The sequence below is a fragment of the Bradyrhizobium sp. SHOUNA76 genome (genome assembly GCF_023006445.1).
Taxonomy (GTDB): domain Bacteria; phylum Pseudomonadota; class Alphaproteobacteria; order Rhizobiales; family Xanthobacteraceae; genus Bradyrhizobium.
Genome location: NZ_JALBHA010000359.1, coordinates 1 through 6874, shown reverse-complemented (window position 1 = coordinate 6874; position 6874 = coordinate 1). Strand labels below are relative to the sequence as shown.

5 protein-coding genes are annotated in these 6874 nt (G+C 65.8%); 1 reads left to right on the top strand and 4 read right to left on the bottom strand.

The genetic code is table 11. From position 1 onward, the window contains the following. A partial coding sequence (locus MOV74_RS27400) for a bifunctional [glutamine synthetase] adenylyltransferase/[glutamine synthetase]-adenylyl-L-tyrosine phosphorylase (protein ID WP_246929691.1) occupies positions 1 to 2520 on the top strand: 2520 nt, incomplete at its 5' end. On the opposite strand, the gene MOV74_RS27395 is transcribed toward MOV74_RS27400, so the two are convergent. From MOV74_RS27395 to MOV74_RS27380, 4 genes are all read right to left on the bottom strand, one after another. After that, the gene (locus MOV74_RS27395) at positions 2495 to 2728 is read right to left on the bottom strand and encodes a formate dehydrogenase subunit delta (protein ID WP_246929689.1); all 234 of its coding nucleotides are present in this window, start codon (positions 2726 to 2728) and stop codon (positions 2495 to 2497) included. The two genes, MOV74_RS27400 and MOV74_RS27395, sit on opposite strands and share 26 nt — an antisense overlap. After that, on the bottom strand, positions 2718 to 3545 hold the full coding sequence (gene fdhD / locus MOV74_RS27390; RefSeq protein ID WP_246929687.1) for a formate dehydrogenase accessory sulfurtransferase FdhD: 828 nt from the start codon (positions 3543 to 3545) through the stop codon (positions 2718 to 2720). The genes MOV74_RS27395 and fdhD overlap by 11 nt, the downstream gene beginning before the upstream one ends. Before the next feature lie 4 nt (positions 3546 to 3549). Next, complete coding sequence (gene fdhF / locus MOV74_RS27385) at positions 3550 to 6423, bottom strand: formate dehydrogenase subunit alpha (protein WP_246929686.1); 2874 nt, start codon at positions 6421 to 6423, stop codon at positions 3550 to 3552. 10 nt (positions 6424 to 6433) lie between these two features. Further along, positions 6434 to 6874 (bottom strand): NADH-ubiquinone oxidoreductase-F iron-sulfur binding region domain-containing protein (locus MOV74_RS27380; protein ID WP_309486840.1); only part of this gene is annotated, 441 nt, incomplete at its 5' end.

Genomic DNA, 6874 nt, shown 5'->3' with positions numbered 1-6874 from the left:
ACCGAGGTCGCGGTGTCCTCGGTGCAGGCGGCGCTGCAATATCTGCTGCGGCAGGAAGCCGCACGCGGCAAGCTCTCGCCGCCCAATCCCGAGGCGCCCGAAGTGGGCTGCGGGCTGATCGTGCTCGCCATGGGCAAGATGGGCGCGGGCGAGCTGAACTATTCCAGCGACATCGATCTCATCGTGTTCTTCGATCCTGATGCGACGACGCTGGCGGCGGACATCGAGCCGCAGCCGTTCTTCGTCCGGGTCACGCAAGGCATGGCGCGTATCCTGCAGCAGCGCACCTACGACGGCTACGTCTTCCGCGTCGATCTGCGCCTGCGGCCCGATCCGTCCTCGACCCAGGTGGCGATCTCGCGGGACGCCGCGCTGAACTACTATGAGCGGGAAGGGCGCACCTGGGAGCGCGCCGCGATGATCAAGGCGCGTGCCTGCGCCGGCGATCCCCGGGCGGGCGAGGCGTTGCTCGCCGAGATCGCGCCCTTCGTCTGGCGCAAGCATCTCGACTTCGCTGCGCTCGCCGACGTCCACGACATGAAGCGGCAGATGCAGACGTATCGCGGCCAGAGCGAGGTCGCGGTGGAGGGACACAACGTCAAGGTCGGCCGCGGCGGCATCCGCGAGATCGAGTTTTTTGCCCAGACCCAGCAATTGATCGCCGGAGGCCGTCATCCGGAATTGCGGGTGCGGCCGACGCTTAGAGCGCTCGACATTCTCGCCTCCAGCAACTGGATCACCTCCGCTGCGCGCGACGAACTGACCATTGCGTACGAATTCCTGCGCCGGGTCGAGCATCGCATCCAGATGATCGCCGACGAGCAGACCCATACGCTGCCCGAAGACAAGGACGCGGTCGAGCGTTTCGCGCGCTTCTTCGGTTATGCGGATCGCGAAGCCTTTGCGAGCGATCTGCTGCGGCAGCTCAAGATCGTGCAGGGGCACTACGAAAAACTGTTCGAGGGCGACGATCCGACCGGGACGGCCAAGCTGCCGGCGCTCGACTACAGTGCAGGTCCCGACGATCCGCGCCTGCTCCAGCACCTCGCAACGCTCGGCTTCAAGAAGCCTGCCGCCGTCGCGCAGACCGTGCGCGACTGGGTCTCCGGCGACTATCGTGTGTTCCGCAATGAGGCGACGCGGAACGCCTTCGTCGAATTCGTGCCGGCCCTGATCGACGGTCTTGCCCATGCCGAGGAGCCGGATCGCGCCGTCGTGGCGTTCGATCAATTTCTTGGGGCGCTCCAGCGCGGCGGCCGTCTGATCACGCTGCTCGGCCAGAACCGTGATCTCGTCGCGCTGGTGGCGCTGGTGCTGGGCGCTGCACCCCGGCTCGGCGAGATGCTGGCACGGCAGCCGCAGCTGATGGACGGCCTGATCGATCCGCGCTTCTTCGGCGCCATGCCGGACCGGCAGGAGCTGTCGGGACGGTTAGCTGCGACCGTGCAGGATGCCGGCTCATACGAAGAGTTCCTCGATCGCCTGCGCCTGTTCGGGCAGGAGAGCCTGTTCCTGATCGGCACGCGGATCCTCTCCGGCACCGTCTCGGCGCAGCAGGCGAGCACGGCCTTTGCCGATGTCGCCGAAGGCATCGTCCACACCGTGCATGGCCTCGTTGCGGAGCGCTTTGCCGCCCAGCACGGCCGTATCAAGGGCCAGGAGACAGCGATCATCGCGATGGGCCGGCTCGGCAGCCGCGAGATGACGGCCTCGTCCGATCTCGACCTGATCCTGCTCTACGATTTCGACAGCGACAATCCGGACTCCGATGGGCAGAAATCGCTTCAGGGCGCGCATTACTTCGCCCGCTTGACTCAGCGCCTGATCAGCGCGTTCACGACGCGCACCAATTACGGCGTGCTCTACGAGATCGACATGCGGCTACGGCCCTCGGGACGCGCCGGCCCCGTTGCCTCGAGCCTCGTCTCATTCGCCGACTACCAGGCCAACGAGGCCTGGACCTGGGAGCATATGGCGCTGACCCGCGCGCGCGTGGTGTCGGCCTCGCCTGAATTTCGGGAACGGATCGAGCGGGTCATTCGCGACGTCCTGACCCGCCGCCGCGATCCCGGAATCACCGCCAACGACGTCGCCGACATGCGGCGCGCGATCGCTCAGGAGAAGGGCGAGGGCGATTGCTGGGATCTCAAATATGCCGCCGGCGGCATGGTCGATATCGACTTCATCGCGCAATATCTCCAGCTCGTGCACGCTCACGACAAGCCGGAGATTCTCGACGTCAGTACGCTGCAGGTGCTGGAAAATGCGTGCAGGCTCGGCGTGCTCCCGCAGTCGGAGACCGAGATCCTGCGTGCCGCCGCGCGGCTCTATCACGACCTGACGCAGATCCTGCGGCTCTGCGTCAGCGACCGTTTCAAGCCGGAAACCGCCGGCACCGATCTGCAGCGCGTGATGGCGCGGGCTGGCGACGCCCCGGACTTCTCGTCGCTCGAGGCGCGCGTGAAGGAGACCCAGAGCGAGGTGCGGCGCGTGTTCAGGGCGCTGCTGGAAGGGACGTAGCCCGCTGCAGCGAAGTGAGCGCTTCGCGCACGTTCGGCTCCAGGCCCGCGCCGCCGGCATCGAGATGGGCGAAGATCGCGCGCTTCATCCGGGGATCCCAGAATTTCTTGATGTGCTCGGCAATCCCCGGCACGGCCTTGTCGTGGCCCTGGCTGCGGAAGAACGTTCCGATCTGGTTGGCCATGTAGATCAGGCGGTCAGGCGACATCGGCAACCTCCGTGGCATGACGAGCCGCGATCCGGCTGCCGTGCGTAAATATCTCGAATCCGTCCTGTCGGGCGATCGCGATCAGCGTGATGCCGGCCGCCTCCGCCGTGCGGATCGCAAGCGCTGTCGGTGCGGAGACCGCGATCATCACCGGTGCGCCGATCGCGGCAGCCTTCTGCACCATCTCGACCGAGACGCGGCTCGTCAGCAGCACCATGCCGGAGCGCGCATCCGTGCGGCTGCGTGCCAGCGAGCCCGCGAGCTTGTCCAGCGCGTTGTGGCGGCCGACATCCTCGCGCAACGCGACGATGCTTCCGGCGGGGGACCAGAATGCGGCGGCGTGCACGGCGCGGGTCTGCAGATTGATCGATTGCAGCGGCGCGATGGCCTGCATCGCCGCCATGATCTCTCCCGGCGTGAAGCTCTGCCCCTGCGACACCACCGCCGCAGGCCGCACGGCTTCAGCGATGGACTCGATGCCGCAGATGCCGCAGCCGGTGGGTCCCGCGACATGGCGGCGGCGCTCGCTGATGAGCGCCGCGTCTTCCGGCGCCAGCCACATCCTGAGCTCGATGCCGTCATCGAGACGAACAATCTCGAGCGACTTGATGTCGTCGACTGACTTGATGATGCCTTCGCTCAGGCTGAAGCCGACCGCAAAGTCTTCCAGATTTTGCGGCGTCCCCATCATGACGGCATAGGTGCCGCCATTATAGGTCAGCGCCAGCGGTGTCTCCTCCGGAATGAATCGCGTTCCTTCGGACGCCGCACCGTTGCGCCAGATTCCGCGATCGATCGCCTGGACCGCTACGTGCATGCCGTTACTCCGCGGCTTCGGCCGGCGCGATGCGACGCGATTGGCGCGCCTGCGCGTCATAGGCCTTCTGCCAGTCGGAGGGGCCGTTCGAGGGCGACACCTGCACCGCCGTGACCTTGTATTCGGGGCAATTGGTCGCCCAGTCCGAATATTCCGTCGTGATGACGTTGGCCTGCGTGTCCGGATGATGGAAGGTGGTGTAGACGACTCCGGGCGCGACGCGATCAGTGATCTCCGCACGCAACGTGGTCTCGCCGGCACGGCTCTTCAGGCGCACCCAGTCGCCCTCGCGCACGCCGCGCTGTTCGGCATCGTGGGGATGGATCTCCAGCCGGTCCTCGGCATGCCACACCACATTCTCGGTACGCCGCGTCTGCGCGCCGACATTGTACTGGCTGAGGATGCGGCCGGTGGTGAGCAGCAGGGGATAGCGCGGGCCGGTGCGCTCGTCGGTTGCGACATACTCGGTCACGACGAACTTGCCCTTGCCGCGGACGAAGCCGTCGATATGCATCACCGGCGTGCCCTCGGGCGCCTTGTCGTTGCAGGGCCACTGCACCGAGCCGAGCTCGTCGAGCTTGGCGTAGGAGACGCCGGCAAAGGTCGGCGTCAGCGCAGCGATTTCGTCCATGATCTCGGACGGGTGGCTATAGTTCATCTCGAAGCCCATCGCCTTGGCGAGGCCGATGGTGACCTCCCAGTCGGCCATGCCGTTCTTCGGTGTCATCACCTTGCGCACGCGCTGGATGCGCCGCTCGGCATTGGTGAAGGTGCCGTCCTTCTCGAGGAAGCTCGAGCCGGGCAGGAAGACATGGGCGTAGTTCGCGGTCTCGTTCAGGAAGAGGTCGTGGACGATGACGCATTCCATCGCCGACAGCGCCGCCACCACGTGGCTGGTGTTGGGATCGGACTGGAGGATGTCCTCGCCCTGCACGTAGATCCCCATGAACGTGCCTTCGACCGCGGCATCGAACATGTTGGGGATGCGCAGGCCCGGCTCAGGATTGAGCTTGACGTTCCACAGCGCCTCGAACTGGTCGCGCACGGCATCGCCGGAGATGTGGCGGTAGCCGGGCAGCTCATGCGGGAACGAGCCCATGTCGCAGGAGCCCTGCACGTTGTTCTGCCCGCGCAGCGGGTTCACGCCGACGCCGGGGCGGCCGATATTGCCTGTGACCATCGCAAGGTTTGCGATCGCGATCACGGTGGTCGAGCCCTGGCTGTGCTCGGTGACGCCGAGGCCGTAATAGATTGCGCCGTTGCCGCCGGTCGCGTAAGTGCGGGCTGCTTCGCGCAGGTCCTTCGGATTGACGCCGGTGAGGATCGCGGTGGCTTCCGGGCTGTTGTTCGGCTGTGCGACGAACGCCGCCCATTCCTCGAACTCGCTCCAGTCGCAGCGCTCGCGCACGAAGGCTTCGTTGGCGAGGCCTTCGGTCACGATCACATGCGCCAGCGCGGTCATGACGGCGACGTTGGTGCCCGGCATCAAGGGCAGGTGGAGCGCCTTCACGTGCGGCGATTCCACCATCTCGGTGCGACGCGGATCGATCACGATCAGCTTGGCGCCCTGGCGCAGCCGCTTCTTCAGACGGGAGGCGAACACGGGATGGGCCGAAGCGGGGTTGGCACCGATGATGACGACGACGTCGGTGTCTTCGACCGAGTCGAAATCCTGCGTGCCGGCCGAGGTGCCGAACGTGGTCGAGAGGCCATAGCCGGTCGGGGAGTGGCAGACGCGGGCGCAGGTGTCGACATTATTGTTGCCGAAGCCGGCACGGATCAGCTTCTGCACCAGATAGGTTTCTTCGTTGGTGCAGCGGGACGATGTGATGCCACCGATAGCGTCGCGGCCGTACTTCTTTTGGATGCCACGCATCTTCGTCGCGGCGAACGAGAACGCTTCATCCCATGAGACTTCACGCCAGGGATCATCGATCCGCTCACGGATCATCGGGTTGAGGATGCGTTCCTTGTGGTTGGTGTAGCCCCAGGCGAAGCGGCCCTTGACGCAGGAATGGCCGCGATTAGCCTTGCCGTCCTTGTACGGCACCATGCGCACGACTTCCTCGCCGCGCATCTCGGCCTTGAAGGTGCAGCCGACGCCGCAATAGGCGCAGGTGGTGACGACGGAGTGCTCGGGCTGGCCGATCTCGATCACGGATTTTTCGGTCAGTGTCGCGGTCGGGCAGGCCTGCACGCAGGCGCCGCAGGAGACGCATTCGGAGCCGAGGAAGCTCTCGCTCATGCCCGGCGAGACCCGGCTGTCGAAGCCGCGGCCGGAGATGGTCAGCGCGAAGGTGCCTTGCACCTCCTCGCAGGCGCGGACGCAGCGCGAGCAGACGATGCACTTGGACGGATCGTACGTGAAGTACGGATTGGACTCGTCCTTCGGCATCCAGTGGCCGTTGCTGCAACCGTCCGACTTGGCGAAGACGTGGTTCTCGCCCTCATAGCCGTAGCGCACATCGCGCAGGCCGACTGCACCGGCCATGTCCTGCAATTCGCAGTCGCCGTTGGCGCCGCAGGTGAGGCAGTCGAGCGGATGGTCGGAGATGTAGAGCTCCATCACACCCTTGCGCAGCTTCTTGAGTCGCTCGGTCTGGGTGTGCACGACGAGGCCCGACATCACCGGCGTGGTGCAGGACGCCGGCGTACCGGCGCGGCCCTCGATCTCGACGAGGCAGAGCCGGCAGGAGCCGAACGCGTCGACCATGTCGGTGGCGCAGAGCTTTGGGATCTGATGGCCGGCGTCCATCGCGGCTCGCATGATCGAGGTGCCCTCGGGCACCGTCACCTCATTGCCGTCGATGGTCAGCGTCACCATCGTTTCCGATTTCGAACGCGGCGTGCCGAAGTCGATTTCTTCGATCAGAGACATTGTCGTTCTCCTATTCCGCGGCCTGAAGCGTGGTCGGCGCCGGGATGAAGTCCTCCCGGAAGTGCTTCAATGCGCTGAGCACGGGGTAGGGCGTGAAGCCGCCGAGGGCGCAGAGCGAGCCGAATTTCATGGTGTTGCAGAGGTCCTCGACCAGCGCGAGATTTTCGTGCACGCGCTCGCCGTTGATGATCTTCTCGATGGTCTCGACGCCGCGGGTCGAGCCGATCCGGCACGGCGTGCACTTGCCGCAGGATTCGACCGCGCAGAACTCCATCGCGAAGCGCGCCTGCCTGCGCATGTCGACGCTGTCGTCGAACACCACGATGCCGCCATGGCCGATCAGGCCGTCGCGCGCGGCGAAGGCCTCGTAGTCGAACGGCGTGTCGAACAGTGCGCGCGGGAAATAGGCGCCGAGGGGCCCGCCGACCTGCACGGCGCGAACCGGGCGGCC